This is a genomic window from Meridianimarinicoccus zhengii, assembly GCF_003254465.1.
In the GTDB taxonomy this organism is placed as follows: Bacteria; Pseudomonadota; Alphaproteobacteria; order Rhodobacterales; family Rhodobacteraceae; genus Meridianimarinicoccus; species Meridianimarinicoccus zhengii.
The window spans coordinates 1-24,485 of record NZ_QDFI01000034.1; the positions used below are offsets into that span (position 1 = coordinate 1).

Genomic DNA, 24,485 nt, shown 5'->3' on the forward strand with positions numbered 1-24,485 from the left:
GCCGTGCCCGTGGCGGCGGCGGCAATGGTGGCGGACGGTCGCGCAAGGCGGCCTGAGCCGCGGCGGGTGCGGGGAGGCGCCGGGTCGAGCCCGGCGCGCCATCGCGCGGGGGCATCCGTCGGGTGCCCCTTTTTCGTGGCGGTTCGTGGGGCGCACGGGCATGAAAAAGGGGCGCTCGCGCGCCCCTTTCCCGTGTCTGTGCCTGCCGGTCAGCAGCTGTAGTACATCTTGAATTCGACCGGGTGCGGGGTGTGTTCGAAGGCGTAGACCTCTTCCCACTTGAGCGCGAGATAGCCTTCGATCTGGTCCTTGGTGAACACGTCGCCCGCGAGCAGGAATTCGTGATCCGCCTCCAGGCATTCCAGCGCCTCGCGCAGGGACGCGCAGACGGTGGGGATGCCGGCCAGTTCCTCTGGCTCCAGGTCGTAGAGGTCCTTGTCGGACGCCTCGCCGGGGTGGATCTTGTTCTTGATCCCGTCGAGCCCGGCCATCAGCAGCGCCGAGAACGCCAGATAGGGGTTCGCCGCCGGGTCGGGGAAGCGGGCCTCCACGCGCTTGGCCTTGGGGCTTTCGGCCCAGGGGATGCGCACGCAGCCGGACCGGTTCGACGCCGAGTAGGCGCGCAGCACCGGCGCTTCGAAGCCGGGGATCAGGCGCTTGTAGCTGTTGGTCGACGGGTTGGTGAAGGCGTTCAGGGTCTTGGCGTGCTTCAGGATGCCGCCGATGTAGTAGAGCGCCTCGTCCGACAGGTCGGCATACTTGTCGCCCGCGAAGAGCGGCTTGCCGTCCTTCCACACGGACATGTTCACGTGCATGCCGGTGCCGTTGTCGCCCGAGATGGGCTTGGGCATGAAGGTCGCGGTCTTGCCATAGGCCTGGGCCACGTTCTGCACGACGTACTTGTATTTCTGGATCTCGTCGGCCTGCTTGGTCAGCGTGCCGAAGATCAGGCCGAGTTCGTGCTGGCAGGAGGCCACTTCGTGGTGGTGCTTGTCCACCTTCATGCCCATCCGCTTCATGGTGGACAGCATTTCAGACCGGATGTCCTGCGCGTCATCGGTGGGGTTCACGGGGAAGTAGCCGCCCTTGATGCCGGGGCGGTGGCCCATGTTGCCCATCTCGTACTCGGTATCCGAGTTCCACGCGCCGTCCTGCGCGTCGACCTGGTAGGACACCTTGTTCATGCTGACCGAGAAGCGCACGTCGTCGAACAGGAAGAATTCCGCTTCGGGGCCGAAGAAAGCCGCATCGCCGATGCCCGAGGATTTCAGGTAAGCCTCGGCCTTTTCGGCGGTGCCGCGGGGGTCGCGGCCATAGGGTTCGCCCGTCGCGGGTTCCACCACCGAGTTGTGGATGCACAGGGTCTTTTCCGCGTAGAACGGGTCGATGTAAACGCTGTCCGTATCCGGCATCAGCTTCATGTCGGATTCATTGATCGACTTCCAGCCGGCGATCGACGAGCCGTCGAACATGAAGCCTTCTTCAAGGAAATCCTCATCGACCTGATCCGCCATCACCGTGACGTGCTGCAGCCTGCCACGCGGGTCGGTGAACCGGATATCGACGTATTCGATACCCTCGTCCTTGATCATCTTGAGTACGGCGTCCTTGCTCATCTCGGTGAGGTCCTCTTGCTGTGTAAAAGTTGCCGGGCGGAGGGCGACGGTCAGAGCGCCGCTTCGCCTTCTTCGCCGGTGCGGATACGGATGGCCTGTTCGACGGTGGAGACGAAGATCTTGCCATCACCGATCTTGTCGGTCTTCGCGGCGGTCAGGATCGCCTCGATCGCGGCTTCGACCTGGTCGTCGGGAAGAACCACCTCGATCTTCACCTTGGGGAGGAAATCGACGACGTATTCGGCGCCGCGATAGAGTTCCGTATGCCCTTTCTGGCGCCCAAACCCCTTGACTTCGACCACGGACAGACCCTGCACGCCGATGTCCTGAAGGGCTTCCTTCACTTCATCGAGCTTGAAGGGTTTGATGATGGCCTCGATCTTCTTCATGCTGCGTCTCCCCCGCACCTGCGTTGGCTGACGTGAGAACACTTCCACCCGGCGGTCACAATTGGCTAGGCTTTCGGTGTTTCCCCCGGCAGGACGATTCCTGCATGTGATGTTAGAAAATAGGCAAAGCGCCTAGTAAATGGACGAAATGAAAAAACATGCGCAGATGCGCGGCGATGCGGTGCTGAGTGCCGCGGAAATGCGCGAAGTTGAAACGGCGGCGATGGCATCTGGCAGCGTCACGGGGGCGGTGCTGATGGATCGCGCGGGGCGCGGCGCGGTGGCGGCGATGCTGGATCATTGGCCCGATCTGGCAGCGGGCGCGCACCGGGCGGTGGTGCTGTGCGGGCCCGGCAACAACGGCGGGGACGGTTACGTGATGGCGCGCGATCTGGCCGCGCGCGGCTGGACGGTGGAGGTCTGCGCCCTTGGCGATCCGGTGCGGCTGCCGCCGGACGCCGCGGCGGCGCATGCTGCGTGGTGCGGGGTTGGCGCGGTGCTGCCGCTGGCCGAGGCGCCGGCGCTGATGCCGGGCGCGGATGTGGTGATCGACGCGCTGTTCGGGATTGGGCTGTCGCGCCCGCTGGCGGGCGATGCAGCGGCGGTGCTGGATGCGGTGCCGCGAACCGCGCGCAAGGTCGCGGTCGACGTGCCCTCGGGACGGGATGCGGATACCGGGGCGGTGCTGGGCGCGGCGTTCGACGCCGACCTGACCGTGACCTTCCACGCGCCCAAGCCTGTCCACACGATGCTGGCCGCGGCTGGCGCTGCGGTCGCGGTCGTGGATATCGGCCTTGGGACGGCGGCGTGAGCGCGCCGCTGCCGCCGCTGTCACCCGCGCTGGCCGCGCGGTTGGCCAAGCACGAGCACCAGCACAAGTACGATCACGGCCATGCGCTCGTGCTGGCGGGCGGGCCCGGCCATGGCGGTGCCGCGCGGCTGGCCGCGATGGCCGCGTTGCGGGTGGGCGCGGGGCTGGTGACGCTGGGCTGCCCGCCCGAGGCGCTGACCGAGAACGCGGCGCAGATGACATCGGTGATGGTGCGCCCGGTGCGCGGATCGGCGGGGCTGGAAGACGCATTGGCCGACCCGCGGCTGAACGCGCTGTGCCTTGGCCCCGGGCTGGGACAGGGGACCGAGCCGCGCAACATGGTGCGCGTGGCGCTGGCGGCGCGGCGGCCCGTGGTGCTGGACGCCGATGCGTTGTCGAGCTTCGCCACTGCCCCCCGCGCGCTGTTCGTGCTGCTGCACGGGGCGGCAGTGCTGACCCCGCATCTGGGGGAATTTACGCGGCTTTTCCCCGAACAGGCGGCGGGGCTGAAGGGGGCGTCGCTGGACGACCGGCGCGCGGCGGTGCGCGCGGCGGCGGCGCGTTGCGGCGCGGTCGTGCTGCTGAAGGGGGCCGTGACGCTGGCGGCGGACCCGGCGGGCCACATGGTCGAGTTGCACCTGACCGGGGAGCGGGCCGTGCCCTGGCTGGCCACCGGGGGCACGGGCGACGTGCTGGCGGGGCTGCTGACCGGGCTTCTGGCGCGCGGCTTCTCGCCCTTGCAGGCGGCCGAGGCGGGCGCGTGGCTGCATGCCGCGGCGGCGCGCGCGGCGGGGCCGGGGCTGATCGCGGAGGATCTGCCCGGGCGGCTGCCCGGCGTGCTGGTCGATCTGGGGCTTTGAACGCGTGCGGGGGCGCGATTTTCCCCCTCGCATCCCCCGAAGGCTCTTGCTAGAAGGCGCGGAATTCGGCGCCGCCCCGGCGGTCGCCCTGGCTTTTCGCGGGTGTGGCGGAACTGGTAGACGCACCAGATTTAGGTTCTGGCGCCGCAAGGCGTGGGGGTTCAAGTCCCTCCACCCGCACCATGGACATGGGAAAGAGGACGAAACGACATGCAGGTCACCGAGACCCTGAAGGACGGGCTCAAGCGCGGTTACGAGATCACGCTTACCGCCGCCGAGCTTGACGCCAAGGTTGTCGAGAAACTGGCCGAGGCGCAGCCCCAGATCGAGATGAAGGGCTTCCGCAAGGGCAAGGTCCCGATGGCGCTGCTGCGCAAGCAGTTCGGCCCGAAGGTGCTGGGCGAGGCGATGCAGGAAGCCGTCGACGGCGCGATGTCGCAGCATTTCGAGGACACGGGCGACCGGCCCGCGCTCCAGCCCGAGGTCAAGATGACCAACGAGGCGTGGAAGGAAGGCGACGACGTGGTCGTGGCGCTGAACTACGAAGCGCTGCCCGAGATCCCCGAGGTGGAGCTGTCGGGCATCGCGCTGGAAAAGATGGTCGTGAAAGCCGATGACGCGTCGGTGGACGAGGCGCTGGCGAGCCTGGCCGGGACCGCGCAATCCTTCGAGGACAAGGAAGACGGTGCCGCGGCGGAGGATGGCGACCAAGTCGTGATCGATTTCGTCGGCAAGGTCGATGGCGAGGCGTTCGAGGGCGGTGCGGCGGAGGATTATCCGCTGACGCTGGGGTCGAACAGCTTCATTCCCGGTTTCGAGGAACAGCTTGTCGGCGTGAAGGCGGGCGAGGAAAAGGCCGTGACGGTCAGCTTCCCCGAGGATTACCAGGCCGAGAACCTGGCCGGCGAGGAAGCCGTGTTCGACTGCACCGTGAAGGCGGTGAAGGCCCCGAAGGTGGCCGAGATCGACGACGAGCTGGCCAAGAAGTTCGGCGCGGAGGATCTGGACGCGCTGAAGGGCCAGATCCGCGAGCGGCTTGAAGCCGAGTACGCGAACGCCGCGCGGTCGGTCATGAAGCGCCACCTGCTGGACCGGCTGGACGAGATGGTGAGCTTCGATCTGCCGCCGACGCTGGTCGATGCCGAGGCCAAGCAGATCGCCCACCAACTGTGGCACGAGGACAACCCGGACGTGCACGGCCACGACCACCCCGAGGTGGAGCCGACCGAGGAGCATCTCAAGCTGGGCGAGCGGCGGGTGCGGCTGGGCCTGTTCCTGGCCGATCTGGGCCAGAAGCAGGAGATCCAGGTCACCGATGCCGAGATGACCCAGGCGGTGATGGCGCAGGCGCGCCAGTATCCGGGGCAGGAGCGGCAGTTCTTCGAGTTCATCCAGCAGAACCAGCAGATGCAGCAGCAGATCCGCGCGCCGCTTTTCGAGGACAAGGTTGTGGATTACATCTTCGAACTGGCGAGCGTGACCGAGACGGAGGTGTCCAAGGACGACCTTCAGAAGGCGGTCGAGTCGCTGGACGATATCTGATCGCAGCCGCGATCACGGATGACGGGGCCGCCTTCGGGCGGCCCCTTTTTCATCGGTGGATCAGGCGGGGGGCAGGACGCGGGCCAGCACCTCGGCCCGGTCGGCCGCGCCCATGCGGATCGCGAACGCCTCGCCCGATGCCACGCCGGACCCGGTCAGTGCGGTGATGTTCACCTGATGGGTGACAAGCACCAACCGCCGGTCCGCCGCGCCGCGCAGCAGGTCGCGCAGGGCGCGGGTCTGCGCCGTCCGGTCGCCGCGGCCCGCGAAGAAGGAATTGAGCACCGGCTCCGCCGTGACCGGCCCGAGGGCGAGCAACGTGGCCGTGTCCCGGCACCGGCACCATTGCGAGGTCAGCACCGCGTCGAACGGCGCACCGGTGGCGCGCAGCGCATCGCCCAACCGCCGCGCCTGCGCCCGTCCCCGGTTGTCGAGATTGCGCTGCGTGCTGCAATCGCCCAGCCGGAGCCCCGGCGGATCGCCCGTTCCGGGTGCCCGCGCGTGGCGCAGGATGACATGGGTGCTGGGCGCGGCAAGCGCCGCGGCGAAGGCATCCGGCACGGCGGGCGCCGCCGGGCGTGCGACGGGCAGGACGCAGGCGGCAAGGCCGGCAAGACAGGTACGGCGGGCGATCATGCGGGGAAACCTAGGCGCGGGCGCGGTTCCGACCAGCGGACGGGTCGCGGGCCATGGGCAGGGCCGCGGATTGGGGCTACATCGGGCGGCATGACAGATTCGACCGACGATCCGCTTGCCCTCGGCATCCGCACCGGCCTGCCCGATGCGCTGCGCGTGCTGGCCGACGAGTTGCCGCGCGCGGGCTGGGAAAGCCATCCCGGCTTTGCCGGGCTCGCGCAGTTCTGGATGGAGCGTCACCTGCTGTTCCGCCGCCTGATGGACGCATTGCAGACCGATGCCGAGGCGCGGCTCGACGGCGGCATGTCGGCGCAGGATCATGCGGCACGCGTGCAGCGGCTGGGCGGAATGCTCGTGGGCACGCTGCACGAACATCACGGGGTGGAGGACGCGGTCTATTTCCCGCAGATGCAGGGGATGGAGCCGCGGCTTCTGCGCGGCTTCGAGATGCTGGACCGCGACCACCATGCGCTGGACGACTGGCTTGCGCGCTTCACGACCGCGGCGAACACGGCCATCCGGCAGCCCGACCGGGACGCGGTAGGCGCGTTCCATGGGGAGCTTGCGCGCTTCGCGCCGCTCCTGTCGCGGCACCTGGAGGACGAGGAGGACCTCGTCGTCCCGGTCATCCTGCGCACGGGCCTGCGGTAGCGGTCAGCCCCCGAAGGTGGCGATGGCCGCGGCCATGGAGGTCAGTGCGGCGGCCAACTGGGCAATCAGCACGGTGCGCGCGACGGGCGGCGGCAAGGGGCGGCCCGCCTGCATCCGGCCCCATGCGGTGCCCGCGAGCGCGGTCAGCACCACCGCGGCGGTCAGCTTCAGATGCCAGCTTCCGCCTAGGTCCATCGACGCACCGTAGCGGGTGATCCACATCGGGATGCCCGTGAGCCACAACAGGCCAATGGCGGACACGCCCACGGTGGCGATGGGCCGGATCGCGGGGCGGACATGGGGCGCGGCCTGTGGGTCGGCCTTGGCGCGGGCCATCAGCACCAGCACCGCCGCGCCGCCGCCGAAGGCCAGCGCGAAGCCGACGTAATGCAGAAGCGTCAGGATCACGGGGCAGGCTCCAGCCCGAGATCGGCGGGCGTCAGTCGATAGGCCTTGCCGAAGCCGCCGTTGAGTGCCGCGTCCGTCACGGTCAGCCGGGCGAAGCTGAAATCGGTGAAGTCGATATAGAGCTTCGCCTTAGGCACGAGGCCGAGGTAGTGCGCACGCAAGGCATCCCAGCCGTCGGCGCCGTGTTCGATGAACTGCGCCCGGCAGGCGAGTGTGATGCGCGGATGGGTGAGCGGGTCGCCCTTGTCCCCCGGCTCACCCAGCAGAAGCGAACAGGCCGCGTCGGCGCGCAGCGCGCCGGTATGCGACGACAGGTCCGACACGAGCGTCAGCGGGTGCTGATCCGGTCCCGGCACCACGGCCACGCGCGTCACCGACGGCGCGCCGGTCGCGGGGTCGACCACGCCGAGCGCGCCGAAGCGGGCGTCGCGCAGCAGGGATCGCCCGAGCGCCCGGGCGTCGTCGTCGGTGGGGTTTATGGGGTCGCGTTTGGCCATGGCGTCAGGGTAGCGGCGGGCACGGTGGGTGCAAGGGGTCAGCGCTCCACGGGCAGACCGCTGGGCACTGCGTCGGGGATGCCGAGCCGCCCGTCGATGGCGGCGGGGTCCGTCAGCGCATGGAGAAAGGCGAGGAGCGCGTCGAGATCGGCCCCGGATACATTCGCGCGCCAGTCCACCGCCGCCGCCGTGATCGCCGCGGTCTCGGACGGAGTGTCGAGGATCGCCCAGTCCTCCGCACCCGGCACGGGCGGCAGCACGGCATTGTCGCGGTCGTAGCCGTCCATCGCGCTCTTCGGGTGGGCATGGGCGGCGAGGAAATCGCGCAGGTCGTCATGCGCGCCCGCATGGCCCCAAGGACCGGTGCGGGTGACATTGCGCAGGGGCGGCGTGCGGAAGGCGAAAAGGTCCGCCGGGTCGCCGGTCACGCGGTAGCGGCCTTCGTCGCGCGCATGCTGCTCGAACCGCGCGGTCTTGCCGGGGCCCAATTGCGGGGTGCCCATGGCATGGAAGGATTGGTCGGTCAGGAACGGCCCCGCGTGGCAGGTGGCGCAGCCCGCATCGCCGTAGAAGAGCGCCATGCCGTTTGCCGCAGCACCTGTCAGCGGGGCCTCGCCGCGCAGGTGGCGGTCGAAGGGGCTGTCGTCGCTGCGCCATTCGAAGGCCATGAAGGCGGCGATGGCGTTGGAGATGTCGGTGAACCCGATCTCGTCCGGGGTCGTGACATGGGGATAGACGGCTGTGAAGCGGTCGGCATAGGCGGGGATCGCAGCGACGCGGCGGGCGATGATGTCCCACGCGCCGCCCGGCCCGGTGATGCGGCCCTGCCGTACCGCCTGTGCCACGTCGTTTTCGCTGTAATGGCCTGCCATCTCGTCGGGGCTGAGGACCGGGAACATGGTCTGCGCCGACACGATGCCGGAAAAGCCCGCGGCCATGTCGTCTTCCAGCGGCGTGCGGAAGCCCGCCTTGCGGGTCGGGTCCGTCTCGACGCGGCCATCGTGGAAGATCGACGCCAGGTCGCGCGCCCCGAGATTGAAGAGCGCGGGCGAATTGCGCGGAATCCGGCGTTCGGGCAGGTTGTCGGGGACGGGCTGCCGGTCAGGGCCGAGCCCGGTTCCGCCCTCGCCCAGCGACAGCGACACCCCGTCGCCGGTGGCGAAGCGCGGGTGGTGGCAGGTGGCGCAGGAAATGTTGCGGTTGCCCGACAGGATCGGGTCGTAGAACAGGTGCCAGCCCAGATTCGCCTCGGCCCGGTTGACGGGCAGGTAGTCGGCATCGGTCAGGGCGCGCGGCATGTCCGCGAACGCCGTGGCGGGCAGCAGGGCAAGCAGCAAGGCGAGCAACGGGCGGATCATGGCACGACCATGCGCGCGACGGGCGGCAAAGACCAGCCCCCGCCGTGATGGGCGGGGGCGGGGGTGTCAGGCCACGGCGCGCGACAGGGCGCACTGGCTCCAGAGGGAGTTCAGCGCGGCAACGAGATGGTCGATATCGGCATCCGTGTGCAGCGGGCCGGGGGTGAAGCGCAGACGCTCCGTCCCCTTGGGCACGGTGGGGTAGTTGATCGGCTGCACGTAGATCCCGAAATCCTGCATCAGGATGTCGGCCAGCATCCGGCACTTGACCGGGTCCTTGATCATCACGGGTATGATGTGGCTCGGGTTGTCCATGTGCGGAATGCCCGCGGCATCGAGCTTGGCGCGCAGTTGCGCGACTTGCCGCTGCTGGCGGGCGCGTTCCATCTGGCTTGCCTTGAGGTGCTGGATCGACGCGCGCGCGCCCGCGGCCACGGCGGGCGGAAGGGCGGTGGTAAAGATGAAGCCCGACGCGAAGGAGCGGATGAAGTCGCACAGCGCCGCAGAGCCGGTCACGTAGCCGCCCATCACGCCGAACGCCTTGCCCAGCGTGCCCTCGATCAGGGTGATGCGGTCGGCCAGCCCTTCGCGTTCCGAAATGCCGCCGCCGCGCGGACCGTAGAGGCCAACCGCGTGCACCTCGTCGAGATATGTCATCGCGCCGTGCTTTTCCGCGACCTCGACGATTTCCTGCATCGGGCAGATGTCGCCGTCCATGGAATAGACCGACTCGAAGGCCACGATCGGGGTCGATCCCTCGGGCAGGGCCGCGAGCTTGCGGTCCAGATCCTCGGGGTCGTTGTGGTTCCAGATGCGCTTGTCGGCGCGGGAATGGCGGATGCCCTCGATCATGGAGGCGTGGTTGAGCGCGTCGGACAGGATCACCGCGTTCGGCAGGCGCGATCCCAGCGTGGACAGTGCTGCCCAGTTCGACACGTAGCCGGACGTGAACAGCAGGGCCGCATCCTTGCCGTGCAGGTCCGCGAGTTCGGCTTCCAGCAGGCAGTGTTCATGGGTGGTGCCGGAAATGTTGCGCGTGCCGCCCGCGCCCGCGCCGCAGGTGTCGATGGCGTGCTTCATCGCCTCGCGCACGGCGGGGTGCTGGCCCATGCCGAGATAGTCGTTGGAACACCAGACCGTCACCTCGTCCGGGCTGGCATCGTCGTGGCAGGCGGCACGGGGAAAGTCGCCGCAGCGCCGTTCCAGTTCCGCGAAGACGCGATAATTGCCGTCATCCCGAAGGGCGTCGAGCTGTTCGGTGAAAAGGGCATCATAGTCCATGGGCGTCCTCCGGCCTCAGTTCTTTCTTGTTGGTTTCGGGCGCGGGCAGCATCCAGCGCCAGAGTTTCTCATCCGGCAGCGGCAGCACCATCAGCCAGTGTTCGAGGGCGGCAAGCCCCGTCAGCGCCGCGAGCAGCGCGAATGTCACGGTTTCGGCCGGTGTGGTCGCCGTGGCGAGCCGTTCCAGCCAGCAGCCCGCGGCAAAGGTCAGGGCCGAGACCGAAACCGGGAAGACCCAGTTCATCCGCGCGATGCGGAAATGGCTCGGCAGATGCGCGAGCGCCGTGGGCAGGAAATCCACGTTGATGCGCGGCACGCCCAGAAACAGGTTCAGTTTCGCCGAGACGCGCGCGAAGAACAGCACGACGAAGGTCCATAGCCCGGCTATGTTGTCGGCGTCCCAGCCCGCGACGGCCAGCAGCACCATGGCGGTGACCAGCAGCACCTCGTGATGGGCGATGGTGCCCCAGGCGCGCAGGAAGCGTTCCCAGCCCGGCGTGTCCTTGGGGCAGGGATAGCGGTTGGGGCCGGTGATCTGACCCGTGAGGAAAGCCAGCTCGATCCAGCCCCAGATCGCCAGTGCCGAAAGGAACCCCCAGTACACCCCCGCGACCGAACCGTCGGCCAGCGTCACGGTATAGCCCCAGATGCCGAGGCCCAGCATCGGCAGCCCCCCCAGCGCGCAGGCGAAGCTTGCGCGCGCGCTGTGGCGGTCGGACCACTTGACCGCCGCCAGGATCGCCCCGGTGGAGAACCACCAGACGAACAGGGCGACAAGCGCCGCGATCCAGGGGTTGGCGAGCATCAGTACGCGGGCTCCAGCCGCACGGAGGCGGGCGGCGAGTTGGGTTTGGACGGGATCGTGTAGAGCGACGCGAAGGCCAGCGCCGCACGGGCAGAGCCCCAGGTCTTGGCCAGCCAGCCCGAAACCCCGCCGCGCGCCTTGGCCGCTGCGATGTCCGCGTTCACGGTCTTGAGCGTCTCGAGGTTCCGTTTCCAGCGCGGATGGTCGATATCCACCGTCAGCGGGAAGATCTGCTTGGTCAGTTCGGACGTCTTGGTGAAGACCTCGTGCCCGTACCAGTCCGGATCGACGCCAAGGGCGGCGTGGAAGGCCGGGCGCTGGTGGTCGCGGATATGCATCGTGGCATAGACCGCCGTGAGGAAGAACTTGATCCACAGCTTGTTGCCGCCGGAAGTCAGCTTGGGGTCGGTTTTCATCAGCAGCGCGAAGGCTTCGCCATGGCTGAACTCGTCGTTGCACCACTCCTGGAACCACTTGAAGATCGGGTGGAACCGGTGTTCCGGGTGCTTTTCGAGATGCCGGTAGATCGTGATGTACCGGGCATAGCCGATCTTTTCCGACAGGTAAGTCGCGTAGTAGATGAACTTCGGCCGGAAATAGGTGTATTTCTTCTTCTGCGTCAGGAAACCAAGGTTCACCGCCACGCCCGCTTCACGCAGCGCGTCGTTGATGAAGCCCGCGTGCCGGGCCTCGTCGCGGGCCATCAGCTGGAAGAGCTGCGTGATGTCCTTGTTGGACCCGCGGCGCTTCATTTCCTTGTAGAGTACGCAGCCCGAGAACTCGGCGGTGCAGGACGAAACGAGGAAGTCGATGAATTCCTTCTTCAGCACCGGGTCCATGTTGTCCCAGTCGACCGTGTCCCAATCCGCGTTCTTCTTGAAATGGCCCTTGTTGGGGTCGGCCACCATCTGCGCGATCAGCTTGTCCCAGTCCTCGCGCACCGGGGTCACGTCGATCGCGTCAAGCTCGTCGAAATCGGTGGTGTAGAAGCGCGGGGTCAGCAGCGTGTTCTGCATCGCCAGATCGGTCGCGGCCTTGCTGTCGAACTCGGCCTGCTTTTCCTGGATCGCGATGCTTTCCTCGGCGGTGGTGGCGTCGGCGGTGTGGGTCGCGCCTTCGGGGCGGGCGCCGACGGATGCTTGCATGTTCATAGCGTCACCTCGTCGCTGAAGGAGAACTCGCACAGCTCCATCACCTCGAGATCACCGGTCATCCGGGTCCAGAAGCGTTCCAGCTTGCTCGCGCGGACGATCGTCGCGTCGCGCTGTTCGATCACGATCTCGCCGAAGGGCGCCATGATCTCGGGTCCGTGCACTTTCACCTCGTCTCCGGGGTAGATCACCGCCCCGTTGTCGAAACGCACATGCGCGTGCAGGCTTTCGAACTTGTGGCTGATCTCGACCGTGCAGGGTGCGCGTTCAACCTCTCGTGTCAGTAGTCCCATGGGGTTCCCTCCCTAGGCGTGGCGTCAGTCCAGAAGCGTTGCGAAGGCTCTGGTGTTGTCCGCGCCGAACCCCATCAGGTCGGCGCTCCAGTTGGTGGACGGGTCGAGCAGGGCGACGCGTCCGTTGGTGCCGCGGGTCAGGATGACGGGGCCATCGGCGGCGACCCCGTGCTTGGCGCGCTCACGTTGCAGCACGCGCCAGACACCCGAGATGAACCCGCCCCGTTCGGGGGCGAGATCGGCGAGGATCGTGCCGTCTTCGGCGCGGACGGTCGCGGAGCCGTCCATCGATCCGTCAAGATAGATGACCCGCTGTTGCGCCACCGGCACCACCGGGGGCGTCGCGACCCTCGGCCGGTCCAGCACCGTGTGCGCGGTCACGAGCACGAGGCAGGTCAGCACCATCCCGAACATGATCTTGACGAGGAAGGTGGGCACCTTCGAGTCGTCCATGATCGTGCGTTCCTGGTTCTGCGGGGAAAAGGCCATTGTCGGTCTCTCCTTACTCGGCCGCGACGGCGGCGCTGCCGGGGGCGGGGTGGCGCGTGACCGTGGGGGTCGCCAGTTGCGCCTCCGCGGCTTCGGCGAGGATACGGGCCACGCCGTCGGCATCGGCGATGCAGCGCAGGGCGGGTTCGGGGCGGCTGAAATGCCACGGGCGCACATGGGGCCAGCACATGATGAAGCCCACGGGCATCCGGTCAGTGGTGCGTAGCGCGATGGTGCCGGTGCCGTTGCGGCGCCGGTCCATGTCGATGCTTTCGATCCGCGAATAGGGGATGTTGAGCGTCACGGTCAGCGCGGCGCCGATGCGCATGGCGACCCGGCGGTTGGTGATCGTGTAGACGGTGGTGCGCGCCTGCACCCAGCCGACCATGGCCAGAAGCGCGCAGACGATCGCACCGAGGATGAGAAAGGGCAGGGCGGCCGCAACCGCCTTGTCCAGGGGCATCAGGTCCACCACCGCGATGAACCGCCAAAGGGCCAGCACGACGAAATAGGCCGCCACCCAGCCGAGGTTCAGGGAATCCCGGATCAGCGCCCAGGCGTCGGGACGGCCCTGCCACAGCAGGTGTTCGCCCTCGGGCGGGAGTTCGGGCAGGCCCTTCACGGGCTCGAAGGCGAAATCGTCATGGGGCATCGCGGTGGGTTCCTGGATCAGAGTTGCGGTTCAAGCCGCGCGGCCGAAGCGTAGAGCTTTCCGCCACCATAGTAGGCCGAGATTTTCTCTTCTTCGAGCATCGTGACCTGACGTGGTGACGCAGTCTCGGGCACGGCGGCGAAGTGGTGGCCGAAGATGGCGTGGATGCGCACGCGGCCGCCGGTGATCTTGGCGAAGGTCATGGGCACCAGCCGCTTGCCGTTGCCATGATCCGCGTCCAGTTCGATCTCGAGATAGCGGACCAGCTGCTCGGGTTCGTCCACCCACATGTCGCTGATCTTGCCGACGATCACGCCGTCGCCCGCTTCGACCTTCATGCCGCGGGGATCGCGCCCGGCGGACACCATGAAATGCTCCGACGCGGCCATGGGGATGATCTTGGGGTGGCCGTGGCCGTCCAGTTCCGGCACATCGCGGCGCGCGCACCAGCTTGCGGGGCCGACGCCATCGGCCAGCGGATCGCCCGTGGGTTCGAACGGGAAGCCGTCCGAGTTGTGGGTTCGCTTGAGTGCCAGATCCTTGTTGCGCGGGTCGGTCTGGCCGTTGGGATAGCTGACCTCGCCACGGCCATGGGCCAGCTTGAAGGTCTTGGGTTCCGGCATCGGCAGGCCGAGGCTGGAATTGGGCTTCCCGTCGTCGTTTTCCAGCGGGAAGCCTTCGCGCATGTTCTCGCGCTGGATGTAGATCACGAGCCCCACGAAGAAGGCCGTGAACAGCCACAGCGCGACGCTGGCGAGGTCGAGATTGCCGGTGATGTAGTAGTCCATGGTCTAGGTCCTTCCGGATGGTGTCGTGTTGTTCGGGGCGGGGTCAGGTCGGGAAATCCGCCAGACCGATGCGGGCGGGTGTCGGGTCGGTGGCCGCGGCGTGGCGCACCAGCGGCCCGAGAATGACGAGCGTGACGAAGAGAAGGCCGATCTCGATATGGTAGACGACCGAGTAGCCGGTGCTGGCGGTCTGGAGCGCCACGCCAAGATCGCCGGACAGCGCCATGCCGTTCACCCAGTCGCGCACCCCGCCGCCGATGGCGATGGCCAGCCCCGCGGCGGTGGCCTGCGCGGCCCCCCATGCGCCAAGCGCGAGGCCGCGGCCCGCGCGGCCGGTTTCCGGCATGGTCATGGCCGTGGTCAGTGTCGAGACGGCGAAATAGCCCGCGCCGAAGCCGATCAGCCCGGCACCGGCGAAGAACATCGTGGTGGAGCCGAGCGGGCCGGCGAAGATCACCGCGCTGAACGCGACGATCCCGACAAGGATACCGCTGCCCGCCATGCGATACGGATTGGCCCGTGCCGCGAGCCGCCGGGCCGCGAGCGCGAAGCCCAGAAGCGCGCCACCCGCCCAGACTGTCGTCAGCAGCGTCGTGGCCGACACGGACAGGCCCAGAACCTCGCCGCCGTAAGGTTCCAGCAGCACGTCCTGCATGTTGAACGCCATGGTGCCCACGAAGACGACCGCGAGCAGCCGTCCGGCGGTGCCGCCGCGCATGTAATCGGCCCATGCGTCGCGGAAGAGCGGCCGCGGCGCCTCGCGCTCGGCCTTGGACATCGGGCGCACCCGTTCCTGCCGCCAGAAGGCGATCAGGCTCAGGATGATGCCCGTCGCCGCAGCGCCCTGCACCACGCGCACGAGCCGGATCTGGCCGAAATCCTTCAACAGCCAGCCGATCACCACGGCCGACACCGCCATGCCCAGCAGGAACATGACATAGAGCAGCGCCACGACGCGCGGCCGGGTTTCGTCCGTCGCGCGGTCGGCGGCGAGCGCCAGACCGGCGGTCTGGGTCATGTGCAGGCCAAGGCCGGTCATCAGGAAGGCAAGCGCCGCTAGAACCTCGCCCGCCCAAGCCGGGCCGAGCGTCTGGTCGCCCGACAGCACGATCAGCGCGAAGGGCATGACGGCAAGCCCGCCCATCTGCCACAGCGAGCCGAACCACAGATAAGGGATGCGCTTCCACCCGATGGCCGACCGATACGTGTCGGACCGGAACCCCAGAAGCGCGCGGAAGGGTGCGACCAGCACCGGCAGCGCGATCATCACCGCCACGATCATCGCGGGCACCGACAACTCCACGATCATCACGCGGTTGAGCGTGCCCAGAAGCATCACCGACGCCATGCCCACCGACACCTGGAAGAGCGACAGCCGCAGAAGCTGGCCCAGCGGCAGGTCGTCGCTCGCCGCGTCCGAGAACGGCAGGAAGCGCGACAGGCGCGGACGTGTGGGCGCGGCGGTGGTCATGGCCGGATCTCCAGCGCGTGGCTGAAATAGAACCCTTTGTGGACGCGCCCGAGGTCGCGGACTGCTGTCGCCTGCCTGCCCAGCGTGGCGGCCAGCCGTTCGGGGCAGTGGGGGACCATCACGGGCGCGCGGTCGGCGCGGGGAAACAGCTTGCCCGCCCGCCACATCGCCATCAGCAGGGCGGTGCGGGGCGCGACGGTGAACGCGACCGAGCTTGCCACCCGCGGAGTCAGTCCCGCCATCGCCGCGGCGATATCCGCGTCAGTGTAATAGATCAGGCTGTCCATCGCCACGACATTGTCGAAGCGTCCCAGCGTGGGATCGAGCATGTCGCCCGCCGCGAAGGTCACGCGCCCCGCCAGCGCCCCGGGCAGCCGGTCGCGCGCGATGTCGATCAGCGCGGGCGAGATATCAACGGCCACCACGTTCGCCCCGCGCGCGGCCAGCTCGGCGGTCATCTGCCCCGCACCGCAGCCCGCATCCAGCACGCGCGCCCCGGTCAGGTCGTCCGGCAATGACGCCAGCAGCATCGCCCGCATCCGGTCGCGCCCGGCACGCACCGTCGCCCGGATGCGCGATACCGGCGCGTCCGAGGTCAGCCGCGCCCAGACATCCGTGGCGGTGCGGTCGAAATAATCCTCGACCCGCAGGCGTGTGGCGTCATAGCTCATCAATCGAATCCCAGCAGCTCGAAAATATCCCGGTCAGGCAGGGATTGCGGGTTCGTCGGCTCGGTCCCGTCATAAAGCGCCTGCGCCAGCCGCAGGTATTCGGCGCGGCAGGTCAGGATGTCCGGCTCGTCCGGCATCTCGAACAGGGTCTTCTTCTTGAGCCGCGACCGGCGCAGCGCATCCACCGGCGGCATGTGTGCGATCCGGTTGAAACCCGCCTTCTCGCAATAGCGGTCGATCTCCTCGGTCGTCTCGGACCGGTTGGCGATGCAGCCCGCCAGCCGCACGCTGTAGTTCTTGGACTTCGCCTGCACCGCGGCGATGATGCGGTTCATGGCATAGATGCTGTCGAAATCGTTGGCGGTGACGATCACCGCGCGGTCGGCGTGCTGCAGGGGGGCCGCGAAGCCGCCGCAGACCACGTCGCCCAGCACGTCGAATAGAACCACGTCGGTGTCGTCCAGCATGTGGTGCTGTTTGAGCAGCTTCACGGTCTGGCCCACGACATAGCCGCCGCAGCCAGTGCCCGCGGGCGGCCCGCCCGCTTCGACGCACATCACGCCGCCCCAGCCTTCGGTCACGAAATCCTCGGGGCGCAGTTCCTCTGCGTGGAAATCCACGTCCTTGAGGATGTCGATCACCGTGGGCTGCAGGTGTCCTGTCAGCGTGAAGGTGCTGTCATGCTTGGGGTCGCAGCCGATCTGCAGCACCCGCTTGCCGAGCGAGGCAAAGGCCGCCGACAGGTTGGAGCTGGTCGTGGACTTGCCGATCCCGCCCTTGCCGTAGACGGCAAAGACCTTGGCGCCCTCGATCTTCATGTCGGCGTCCTGGTGCACCTGCACCGATCCCTCGCCATCCTGCCCGCGTAGAACCGGCGGGGAGGACACGCGGCGTGCCTCCAGCCCGGCGGCTTCGCGCATCGCGGCGCGGGATGCGGGCGGTTGCTTGCTGTCCAATGGGCTCATGAAAGCCTCCCGTTCGGTCGGTGTTGGTCCCGTGCGCACCCGTGCGGGCGGCCTGCGGGATCGGAGTGTCGAAGCTGGTGGCGATGGTCGGTCATTCTGCCGCGATCCCTTCCAGCCGGTCTTCAAGCGCGTCCGCTGCATCCTGCAGCGCGGCCAGCGTCGCGTCGTCGGGTTGCCAGTAGGACCTGTCATGCGCTTCGATCAGGCGGTTCGCCATCCGGGCCGAAGCGGCGGGGTTGAGTTCCGCCATCCGCTTGCGCATCGCCGCATCGAGCACGAAGGTTTCGGAAATCCGCTGGTAGACCCAGGGTTCCACCTGGCCCGTCGTGGCCGACCAGCCCACGGTGTTGGTCACCGTCGCCTCGATCTGGCGCACGCCCTCGGCACCGTGGTCCAGCAGCGCCTCGAAGAATTTCGGGTTGAGCGCGCGCGACCGGGTTTCGAGTGCGATCTGGTCGGACAGGGTGCGAACCTTGGCAGTGCCGCGGGTCTGGTCGCCGATATAGACCGCCGCCTCCTGCCCGCCGCGGGCGCGCTTCACCGCGCGGCTGATCCCGCCCAGCGTGTCGAAATAGTGATCGACCGAGGTCACGCCCAGTTCCACGCTTTCGAGGTTCTGATAGGCGATGTCCACGTCCTTGAGCGCGCGTTGCAGCAGGGCGGTGTTCTGGGTGGCCTTGCCGTTGACGCCGTAGGCGAAAGATTTCCGCGCCTCGTAGGCATCGGCCAACTCGTCCTCTTCCCCGAAGGCGGAGCTGTCCACAAGCTGGTTGACGTTGGACCCATAGGCCCCTTCGGCGTTGGAAAAGACCCGCAGGGCCGCGGTTTCCATGTCGACGCCCATCTTGGCGGCGTAATCCAGCGCATGGGCGCGGATGAAGTTCATCGCCTCCGGTTCATCGGCTTGCGCGGCCTTCAGCGCGGCCTCGGCCAGCAGCCGGGTCTGAAGCGGCAGCAGGTCGCGGAAGATGCCCGACAGGGTCATCACCACGTCGATGCGCGGCCGGCCAAGCTCGGCCAGCGGGATCAGGTCCGCGCCCGCCAGCCGCCCGAAGGCGTCGAAGCGGGGCCGCGCGCCCAGCAGCGCCAGCGCCTGCCCGATGGGCGTGCCGTCGGACTTAATGTTGTCCGACCCCCACAGCACCAGCGCCACGGTGCGCGGCACGGTCGGGTGGGTGTCGAGCAGAAGCTGCGCCTGCCGCGCGCCGTCCCGGCAGGCAAAAGCTGTGGGCATCCGGAACGGGTCGAAAGCGTGGATGTTGCGCCCGGTCGGCACGATTTCGGGTGAGCGGATCAGGTCGCCGCCGGGCACGGGATGGATATACCGCCCGCCAAGCGCGCGCAGCAGCGCCGGGGTTTCCGGGTCCGATTGGAGCGCCGCATCGACCCGTGCACGGGTGGCATCGTCCGCGTCGGCCAGACGCGCGACATGGTCGGCGCGGGCGGTATCGCTCAGAAGCCTGCCCAGCACGTGCAGGCCTTCGGGGATCAGCGCGTCCTCGGCCTCCAGCAGGCGCAGCCAGAGCCGGTCGGGGTCGCTGCCGTCCATGTCCACGGCGGCGGCCTGCTCGGCCACGAGTGCCGCGAGTTCGGCCCGTTCCGGCGCGTCCGGATCGGTGCCGCGCAGGCGCGTCAGGCTGTCCTTCAACTCGACCAGCCCCTTGTAGAGCCCGGCCTGCGCCAGCGGCGGCGTCAGGTGCGTGACCGTCACGGCGCCCGTGCGGCGCTTGGCCAGCGTCGCCTCGGACGGGTTGTTCGCGGCGTAGAGATAGACATTGGGCATGTCGCCGATCAGCCGGTCGGGCCAGCAGCCCGCGCCCGGCCCGGCCTGCTTGCCCGGCATGAATTCCAGCGCGCCGTGCATGCCGAAATGTAGGACCACATCCGCGCGGAAGCTGTTGCGCAGCCACAGGTAGAAGGTGGCGAAGGCATGGGTCGGCGCGAAGCCGCGTTCGAACAGCAGGCGCATCGGGTCGCCCTCATAGCCGAAGGCGGGTTGCAGGCCGACGAAGACGTTGCCGAACTGCGCGCCCAGCACGAAGACGCCGCGCCCGTCGGACTGCGCCCGGCCCGGTGCGGGGCCCCAGGCGGATTCGATTTCCGACAGCCACGGCGTGTCGCGGACCATGTCGTCGGCGGGGACGTGGGCGGCGACGTTCGCTTCCTGCCCATAGCGGCTGGCGGTGCCGGCCAGAACGGCCTCGCGCAAGTCTTCGACCGTCTCGGGCGGGGTCACGTCGTAGCCTTCGGCCTGCATCGCGTGCAGCGTGTGGTGCAGCGACCGGAAGACATCGAGATAGGCGGCAGTGCCCGCGGCGCCTGCGTTGGGCGGAAACCCGAACAGCACGATGGCGACGCGGCGCTCGGCCACGCGCGACCGACGCAGCGCTGCCTGCCGTGCGACCCGCGCGGTCAGGTGCTCGATCCGCTCGGGGCACGGCGCCATGGCGCGGTCGGTGCCCGCGGCCTGGCAGCGATGCGCGCAGCCCGTGCAGCCGCCAAGCCCGTGCCGTCCGGCAAAGACCGTGGGATTGGTCGCGCCGTCCAGTTCCGGCAGCGCGATCAGCATCGTCGTCTCGATCGGCCCCAGCCCGCTGGGCGAGGCCGCCCACTGTCCCAGCGTCTGGAACTCCAGCGGGTGTGCCGCGATGTAGGGAATGTCGAGCGCGCCCAGCACCTCGAGCGCTGCGGGATTGTCGTTATAGGCAGGTCCCCCCACCAGCGAGAAGCCGGTCAGCGACAGCAGCGCGTCGATCTTGGCTGTCGCTCCGTTGCGGAAAAAGCCATCGATGGCGGGCCGCCCGTCGAGCCCACCCGCGAAGGCCGGCAGTACGCGCAGGCCCCGTGCTTCCAACGCGCGGATGACCGCGTCGTAATGGGCCGTGTCCGACGCCAGCACGTAGGAGCGCATCATCAGCAGCCCCACGGTGGCGACCGGGTTCGCCGGGCCGGGGATGTCCGCCGGGTCGGTGGTGATCCGCGCGGGCAGGTCGGGGTGATAGAGACCCACATCCGGGTATTCGATGGGCGCCGGGGCCGACACGCCGCGCCACGCGCTCTCGTGGCTGTAGCGTGACACGAGGAACCGCACCATCGCCTCGATGTTGTCGTCCGACGCACCCAGCCAGTACTGCATGCACAGGAACCACGCGCGCAGATCCTGGCTTTTGCCGGGGATGTATTTCAGGATCTTGGGCAGGCGGCGCAGCATCTGCATCTTGCGCGCGCCGCTTTCGGTGGAAGGTTTCGACGACCCGCGCAGCCGCTTCATCAGCTTGCTCATGCCCGAAGGCGGCGCGGCCATGTCGAAGCTGCCCATGCGGGTCAGCTTCACGATCTGCGCGTCGGCGATCATGCCGACCACGGCGTCGCACTGGGGGCGGCGCGCCTCCAGATCGGGCAGAATCGCCTGGATATGTTCGTCGAGGAAGATCAGGTTGGCGATGACGATGTCGGCACTGGCGATGGCAATCTTTGCCCGCACGAGGCTGTCGGGGCATTCGCCCCATTCCGCCGCCGCATGCACGCTGAGCGACAGGCCCGGGAAGTCGCCCGCCAGCCGCTCGGCCACCCGCGCGCAGGGTCCCGCCGCATGGGCGTCGAGCGTCAGGATGACGATCCGGTAGCCGGGCTGGCCGTCGCGTATCATGGTGTCATCGCGCATAGTGGGCCTTTGCCTCGTAGAGCGTGTCGACGCTGATCTCGCGCAGACCCTTCTGGGCCGCGAAGCTTTCCGTGTTCCGCCGCGCCTTGCCGCGCACGAAGAAGGGGATCTTCTTCAACTCGCGCTCGGCCTCGGCGAGCCAGACCAGCACGTCGGTGCCGGTGTCCGGACCTTCGGCAGCAGGCGCGGCCTCGGGGGGCATCGAGCCCCCGTCAGCCGCCGCATCGCCTTCGGCGCTGCGCGCCACCGCCTTGCCGCCGTGATGGCTGGCCCCGGCAGCGTCGTGGAACTCGAAATCCTCGCGGAACATGTGCAGCAGGTGTTCTTCCAGCCCCATCACCAGCGGATGCACCCAGGTGTCGAAGATGACGTTCGCGCCCTCGATCCCCATCTGCGGCGAATAGCGCGCGGGGAAGTCCTGCACGTGCACGGGTGCCGAAATCACGGCGCAGGGGATGCCCAGCCGCTTGCCGATATGGCGTTCCATCTGGGTGCCGAGGATCATCTCGGGCGCGAGCGATTCGATCCGTTCCTCGACTTCCAGGTAATCGTCGCTGATCAGCGCTTCGACCCCGTAATCCTTCGCCAGCGCGCGGATCGGACGGGCCATTTCACGGTTGTAGCAGCCCACACCCGCGACATCGAACCCCATTTCGTCGCGTGCGATGCGGGCGGCGGCGGCGACATGGGTGCCGTCACCGAAGATGAAGACCCGCTTGCCGGTCAGGTAGGTGCTGTCGACGCTGCGCGAATACCAGGGCAGGCGCAGGCGGGATTCATCGAGATGCGCGGGCATGCCCAGCAGCCCGGCCAGTTCGGCAACGAAATCGCGGGTCGCGCCGACGCCGATGGGCACTGTCTTGGTGAAGGGCTGGCCAAGCTCGCGCTCCATCCAGCGGCAGGCGGCCTCGCCCGTTTCGGGATACATCAGCACGTTGGCATGGGCCGCACCGAGCCGGGTGATATCGGCGGGGCAGGCGCCCATCGGGGCGCACACGTTCACGGCGACGCCCATGTCCATCAAGAGGCCCGTCAGTTCGGTGATGTCGTCGCGGTGCCGGAACCCCAGCGCCGTCGGCCCGATCAGGTTGACCGATGGCCGCGCGGTGCGGTCGCAGGGCCGGGCCAGCGCGCGGGTGATCTGGAAGAACGTCTCGTCCGCGCCGAAGTTTTCCTTGCGCTGGTAGGACGGCAGTTCCAGCGGAATGACGGGCACGGGAATGTCCATCGCCGCGGCAAGCCCGCCGGGATCGTCCTGGATCAGCTCCGCCGTGCAGGAGGCGCCCACGATCATCGCCTGCGGCTTGAACCGCGCATAGGCGGCCTTGGCGGCGGCGGTGAACAGGTCCGCCGTGTCCGCGCCAAGATCGCGCGCCTGGAAGGTGGTGTAGGTCACGGGCGGGCGGTGGTCGCGCCGTTCGATCATGGTGAACAGCAGGTCGGCATAGGTATCGCCCTGCGGTGCGTGCAGCACGTAATGCAGCCCGGTCATCCCGGTGGCGACGCGCATCGCGCCCACATGGGGCGGGCCTTCGTAGGTCCAGACCGACAGTTTCATCGCCGCGCCTCCGCCAATGCCGCTGGGGGCTGGGCCGTATCGAGCCGCAGGGCCGCGCGGCGGCGCAACGGACGCGCGAAGAGCCCGGCAAGGTCGCCCGCCTGTTCGTAGAAATGCACGGGCGTGAACACCAGTTCGATCGCCCATTTCGTGGTCAGCCCCTCGGATTCCAGCGGATTGGCGAGGCCGAGCCCGCACACCGTCAGGTCGGGGCGGTCGCCGCGCACGCGGTCGAGCTGCTTTTCCACGTCCTGCCCTTCGGCAAGGCGCGGACCCGCAGGCAGCAGATCCAGCTCGGGTGCCATCAACTCGCGGTGCAGGAAGGGCGTGCCGATCTCGATCGGGGTCATGGCGCATTCGCGCGCGAGGAACCGGGCGAGGGGCAGTTCCAGCTGGCTGTCGGGCATGAAGAACACCGACTTGCCCGCTAGCGGTTCGGCGGCCTGCGCCACGGCCCGGCGGGCCCGGTCGCGGGGGGCGGCCGTGACGGCGTCGAACAGCGCGGCATCCACGCCGAATTCGCGCGCGATTGCGGCAAGCCAGCCGGTCGTGCCTTCCTCGCCCAGCGGGAAGGGTGCGGGGATGTGGCGCGCGCCGCGGCGGACCAGCGCGGCATGCGTGTCGCCAAGGAAAGGCTGGGTCAGCGCGAAGACCGTGTTCGGGCCGAGCCCGAAATAGTCCGCCGCGCGCGGGCTGGGCAGCACCCGTACGGGGCCGATGCCCATCGCGCCCAGAAGCCCCAGTGCCTGCTGTTCGACGACATCGGGCAGCGCGCCGACCATGACCAGCTCGCGTGCCTCCGTCTCGGGCAGCACGGGCACCATGGCGGCAAGGCAGGCGTCCTCGCCTTGCGTGAATGTCGTCTCGATGCCCGAGCCGGAATAGCTCAGGACACGCACATGGGGCGCGAACTGGCCGCTCAGCCGTTCGGCGGCGCGGGCGAGGTCCAGCTTGATGACCTCGGACGGGCAGGACCCCACGAGAAAAAGCTGCCGGATGTCGGGGCGGCGCGACAGCAGGCGCGCGACCTCCCGGTCGATCTCGTCCTGCGCGTCGGCCATGCCGGCCAGATCGCCCTCTTCGAGGATCGCGGTGCCGAAGCGCGGCTCGGCGAAGATCATCACCCCCGCGGCGCTTTGCAGCAGGTGCGCGCAGGTGCGCGAGCCCACCACGAGGAAGAAGGCATCCTGCATCTTGCGGTGCAGCCAGATGATTCCGGTCAGGCCGCAGAAGACCTCGTGCTGGCCGCGCTCGCGCAGGACGGGCGTGTCGCGGCAGCCCTTGGCGGCGGGAATGGGTGCATAATCGGTCATGCCACGGCTCCTGCATCGAGCCGTGCTGCGCGCAGCTTCAGCAGGAATTGCGCCGCGTTGACGACATAGGCCGCATAGGCTGCGAGCGCGAGCAGCATCAGCGGCACGGGCGGCAGCGCGCCCGTCAGCAGCGCCCAGACATAAGCGGTGTGCAGCGCGATCACGCCGAAGCTGAAGACGTCTTCCCAGAAGAAGGCCGGGGCGAAAAGATACTGGCCGAAAACGACTTTTTCCCAGATCGCACCGGTCACCATGATGAGGTAGAGAAAGCCGGTCTTCACGAGGATCGACGCCGTGGCGATGTCGTAGCCCGCGCCGGTGGCGAGAAACCGGAGCACAAGCGCCAGCGACACGAGAAACACGAGAAACTGAACCGGGGCGAGGATGCCCTGGATCAGGGTCCAGACCGTGCCGTCCCGGCGCGCGCGTTGGTCCGCGTCATAGAGCGGCGATCTGGCGGTCTTGTTGTTTGCGGTGGCAGGCAAGGGCGACTCCACGTCCGGGCTTGTCATGAACATTGGAGCCGGCTCGGGAATGTGTCAACTATAACTTACAGCTTTGTCCGGACATCGTCGGTTCGCCAGACGTCACGCATCGCGGCGGATTTCTTTTAAAG

The 24,485-nt window shown here is 68.2% G+C and carries 24 protein-coding genes and 1 tRNA gene; 5 read left to right on the forward strand and 20 right to left on the reverse strand.

Features of this window, described 5'->3' with window-relative positions:
* Positions 1–209: 209 nt before the first annotated feature.
* Positions 210–1,616 carry a type I glutamate--ammonia ligase gene (gene glnA, locus DDE13_RS12095; RefSeq protein ID WP_111404524.1) on the reverse strand — a complete coding sequence of 469 codons (1,407 nt, stop codon included), beginning with the start codon at positions 1,614–1,616 and terminating at the stop codon, positions 210–212.
* A gap of 50 nt (positions 1,617–1,666) precedes the next feature.
* Positions 1,667–2,005: a P-II family nitrogen regulator gene (locus tag DDE13_RS12100; protein ID WP_111404526.1), complete on the reverse strand. Its 339-nt coding sequence runs from the start codon at positions 2,003–2,005 to the stop codon at positions 1,667–1,669.
* Positions 2,006–2,153: 148 nt separating this feature from the next.
* On the opposite strand from DDE13_RS12100, the gene DDE13_RS23670 reads away from it, so the two are divergent.
* The 4 genes from DDE13_RS23670 (at position 2,154) to tig (ending at position 5,218) form a co-directional block, all read left to right on the forward strand.
* Positions 2,154–2,816: an NAD(P)H-hydrate epimerase gene (locus DDE13_RS23670; protein WP_162630969.1), complete on the forward strand. Its 663-nt coding sequence runs from the start codon at positions 2,154–2,156 to the stop codon at positions 2,814–2,816.
* The gene (locus DDE13_RS23675) at positions 2,813–3,676 is read left to right on the forward strand and encodes an NAD(P)H-hydrate dehydratase (RefSeq protein WP_328587843.1); all 864 of its coding nucleotides are present in this window, start codon (positions 2,813–2,815) and stop codon (positions 3,674–3,676) included. The genes DDE13_RS23670 and DDE13_RS23675 overlap by 4 nt, the downstream gene beginning before the upstream one ends.
* A gap of 98 nt (positions 3,677–3,774) precedes the next feature.
* A tRNA-Leu gene (locus DDE13_RS12110) sits at positions 3,775–3,859 on the forward strand.
* A gap of 27 nt (positions 3,860–3,886) precedes the next feature.
* Positions 3,887–5,218, forward strand: a complete 1,332-nt coding sequence (tig, locus tag DDE13_RS12115; RefSeq protein ID WP_111404528.1) for a trigger factor — start codon at positions 3,887–3,889, stop codon at positions 5,216–5,218.
* A gap of 60 nt (positions 5,219–5,278) precedes the next feature.
* Here tig and DDE13_RS12120 read toward each other — a convergent pair whose 3' ends face one another.
* Complete coding sequence (locus tag DDE13_RS12120) at positions 5,279–5,854, reverse strand: histidine phosphatase family protein (RefSeq protein ID WP_111404530.1); 576 nt, start codon at positions 5,852–5,854, stop codon at positions 5,279–5,281.
* Positions 5,855–5,944: 90 nt separating this feature from the next.
* On the opposite strand from DDE13_RS12120, the gene DDE13_RS12125 reads away from it, so the two are divergent.
* A complete protein-coding gene (locus DDE13_RS12125) occupies positions 5,945–6,505 on the forward strand; it encodes a hemerythrin domain-containing protein (protein ID WP_111404532.1) in 561 nt (186 codons plus the stop codon).
* A 3-nt stretch (positions 6,506–6,508) separates the two neighbouring features.
* Here the strand turns inward: DDE13_RS12125 and DDE13_RS12130 are convergent, their stop codons facing one another.
* The 17 genes from DDE13_RS12130 to bchF form a co-directional block, all read right to left on the reverse strand.
* Positions 6,509–6,913: a hypothetical protein gene (locus tag DDE13_RS12130; RefSeq protein WP_111404533.1), complete on the reverse strand. Its 405-nt coding sequence runs from the start codon at positions 6,911–6,913 to the stop codon at positions 6,509–6,511.
* On the reverse strand, positions 6,910–7,410 hold the full coding sequence (locus tag DDE13_RS12135) for a HugZ family pyridoxamine 5'-phosphate oxidase (RefSeq protein ID WP_111404534.1): 501 nt from the start codon (positions 7,408–7,410) through the stop codon (positions 6,910–6,912). Before DDE13_RS12135 ends, DDE13_RS12130 begins: the two co-directional genes overlap by 4 nt.
* Before the next feature lie 38 nt (positions 7,411–7,448).
* A complete protein-coding gene (locus DDE13_RS12140; protein ID WP_111404535.1) occupies positions 7,449–8,768 on the reverse strand; it encodes a cytochrome-c peroxidase in 1,320 nt (439 codons plus the stop codon).
* Between the two features lie 66 nt (positions 8,769–8,834).
* Entirely contained in the window at positions 8,835–10,049 is a 1,215-nt protein-coding gene (hemA, locus tag DDE13_RS12145; RefSeq protein ID WP_111404537.1) for a 5-aminolevulinate synthase, read from the reverse strand.
* Positions 10,039–10,854, reverse strand: coding sequence for a putative photosynthetic complex assembly protein PuhE (gene puhE / locus DDE13_RS12150; RefSeq protein ID WP_111404539.1), 816 nt, complete (start codon positions 10,852–10,854; stop codon positions 10,039–10,041). The genes hemA and puhE overlap by 11 nt, the downstream gene beginning before the upstream one ends.
* Positions 10,854–12,005: a magnesium-protoporphyrin IX monomethyl ester (oxidative) cyclase gene (gene acsF, locus DDE13_RS12155; protein WP_235868683.1), complete on the reverse strand. Its 1,152-nt coding sequence runs from the start codon at positions 12,003–12,005 to the stop codon at positions 10,854–10,856. Before acsF ends, puhE begins: the two co-directional genes overlap by 1 nt.
* Positions 12,002–12,298: a hypothetical protein gene (locus tag DDE13_RS12160; RefSeq protein WP_111404543.1), complete on the reverse strand. Its 297-nt coding sequence runs from the start codon at positions 12,296–12,298 to the stop codon at positions 12,002–12,004. Before DDE13_RS12160 ends, acsF begins: the two co-directional genes overlap by 4 nt.
* A gap of 24 nt (positions 12,299–12,322) precedes the next feature.
* Entirely contained in the window at positions 12,323–12,787 is a 465-nt protein-coding gene (gene puhC / locus DDE13_RS12165; RefSeq protein ID WP_111404545.1) for a photosynthetic complex assembly protein PuhC, read from the reverse strand.
* A 13-nt stretch (positions 12,788–12,800) separates the two neighbouring features.
* Positions 12,801–13,439, reverse strand: coding sequence for a photosynthetic complex putative assembly protein PuhB (gene puhB, locus DDE13_RS12170; RefSeq protein ID WP_111404547.1), 639 nt, complete (start codon positions 13,437–13,439; stop codon positions 12,801–12,803).
* A 17-nt stretch (positions 13,440–13,456) separates the two neighbouring features.
* Complete coding sequence (gene puhA / locus DDE13_RS12175; RefSeq protein ID WP_111404549.1) at positions 13,457–14,227, reverse strand: photosynthetic reaction center subunit H; 771 nt, start codon at positions 14,225–14,227, stop codon at positions 13,457–13,459.
* Between the two features lie 43 nt (positions 14,228–14,270).
* Positions 14,271–15,698 (reverse strand): PucC family protein, encoded by a 1,428-nt coding sequence (locus tag DDE13_RS12180; RefSeq protein ID WP_111404551.1) that lies wholly within the window; start codon positions 15,696–15,698, stop codon positions 14,271–14,273.
* Positions 15,695–16,369 (reverse strand): magnesium protoporphyrin IX methyltransferase, encoded by a 675-nt coding sequence (gene bchM, locus DDE13_RS12185; RefSeq protein WP_111404553.1) that lies wholly within the window; start codon positions 16,367–16,369, stop codon positions 15,695–15,697. The genes DDE13_RS12180 and bchM overlap by 4 nt, the downstream gene beginning before the upstream one ends.
* Positions 16,369–17,289 (reverse strand): ferredoxin:protochlorophyllide reductase (ATP-dependent) iron-sulfur ATP-binding protein, encoded by a 921-nt coding sequence (bchL, locus tag DDE13_RS12190; protein ID WP_111404555.1) that lies wholly within the window; start codon positions 17,287–17,289, stop codon positions 16,369–16,371. Before bchL ends, bchM begins: the two co-directional genes overlap by 1 nt.
* Before the next feature lie 136 nt (positions 17,290–17,425).
* Positions 17,426–20,998 carry a magnesium chelatase subunit H gene (locus DDE13_RS12195; RefSeq protein WP_111404557.1) on the reverse strand — a complete coding sequence of 1,191 codons (3,573 nt, stop codon included), beginning with the start codon at positions 20,996–20,998 and terminating at the stop codon, positions 17,426–17,428.
* Complete coding sequence (gene bchB / locus DDE13_RS12200; RefSeq protein ID WP_111404559.1) at positions 20,988–22,556, reverse strand: ferredoxin:protochlorophyllide reductase (ATP-dependent) subunit B; 1,569 nt, start codon at positions 22,554–22,556, stop codon at positions 20,988–20,990. The genes DDE13_RS12195 and bchB overlap by 11 nt, the downstream gene beginning before the upstream one ends.
* Positions 22,553–23,869, reverse strand: coding sequence for a ferredoxin:protochlorophyllide reductase (ATP-dependent) subunit N (locus tag DDE13_RS12205; protein WP_111404561.1), 1,317 nt, complete (start codon positions 23,867–23,869; stop codon positions 22,553–22,555). The genes bchB and DDE13_RS12205 overlap by 4 nt, the downstream gene beginning before the upstream one ends.
* On the reverse strand, positions 23,866–24,354 hold the full coding sequence (bchF, locus tag DDE13_RS12210) for a 2-vinyl bacteriochlorophyllide hydratase (protein WP_111404583.1): 489 nt from the start codon (positions 24,352–24,354) through the stop codon (positions 23,866–23,868). The genes DDE13_RS12205 and bchF overlap by 4 nt, the downstream gene beginning before the upstream one ends.
* Positions 24,355–24,485 lie beyond the last annotated feature (131 nt).